This is a genomic window from Thermobifida cellulosilytica TB100 (genome assembly GCF_001517975.1).
Classification (GTDB): Bacteria; Actinomycetota; Actinomycetes; order Streptosporangiales; family Streptosporangiaceae; genus Thermobifida; species Thermobifida cellulosilytica.
On sequence record NZ_KQ950183.1, the window covers coordinates 446,078 to 447,128 of the forward strand.

Sequence of the window (1,051 nt, forward strand, 5' to 3'; positions counted from 1 at the left end):
TGCACGTCGGACAGGCGGGCGCCCGCCCCCCAGCGGACGCGGTAGACGAGCAGCCCCACGACCAGTCCGGTGAGGAAGCCGTAGACGTGTGCGGCGTAGGCCACGCCCTGCTGCTGCCCGTCCTGCGGGTAGAGGCTGCTGCCGAGGTAGAGAAGGTAGTCCAACGCGAAGAAGGTGGCCACCAGCATCCACCCGGGCAGCCGCACCGGCAGGACGCCCAGCAGCAGGGTGGTCACCCGGCTGCGGAACTGCACGACGAGGTAGGCGCCCAGCACCCCGGAGATCGCCCCGGAGGCGCCCACCATCGGGACCACGGCCGCCCCCTCGGCGAGCGCGAAGCCGTAGCAGGCCGCCACCCCGGTGCCCAGGTAGATGAGCGGGTAGCGGAGGCGGCCCAGCCGGTCCTCCACGCAGGGGCCGAACACGAACAGGTACACCATGTTGCCGACCAGGTGCCAGGCGTCGGCGTGCAGGAACATCGAGGTGACCGCGGACAGCCCCGGCCAGATGGCGGCGGGGGCGACGGGGCAGGCGGTGAAGGAGGCCACCTGCTCGGCGCTCAGCCGCGCCCCGGAGAGCAGCTCGGCGGGGAAGGCTGCCCAGCGCAGCAGGTACCCCTCCACCGCGCACCCCCGGGCGGCGGGGTCCCCGTACCAGACGGCCAGCAGCGACATCGGGGACAGCAGGTAGACGGCCACGTTCACGGCGATCAGCGTGTAGGTGACCACCGGAGTGCGGCGCACCGGGTAGTCGTCACTGAGCGGAATGCCTGCCATTGCCCCCGTGTCCCGTTTCTGCGAGAACTCCTGTCGGGGCCAAGTCTGTCAGGCTTTTCGGCCGATTCCCCGTCTAGGGCGGGGTGTGGCGGTAGACCAGGCCCCGGTGGCGCTCCGCCCCGCCGACCGGGCAGGCCCAGTCGCCCGCCACCTCCAGCAGGCGCACGCCCGGCGACTCCAGCCAGCGCAGCAGGCACTCGGTCTCCGCGGCGTCGGCGCGGGGCAGCGAGGCGGTGCCCGGCGCGACGGTCTCGGCGGTGGCCACCACGGCGCGC

General features: G+C 73.3%; 1 protein-coding gene and 1 pseudogene. Both read right to left on the reverse strand.

All coding sequences use genetic code 11. The annotated features are described in order from the left end of the window. Positions 1 to 776, reverse strand: a 776-nt coding sequence (locus AC529_RS14600) for a rhomboid family intramembrane serine protease (RefSeq protein WP_068757576.1), incomplete at its 3' end; no start/stop codon positions are given. A gap of 73 nt (positions 777 to 849) precedes the next feature. Beyond that, positions 850 to 1,051, reverse strand: a pseudogene (locus tag AC529_RS20565) (DEDD exonuclease domain-containing protein); the annotation flags it as partial.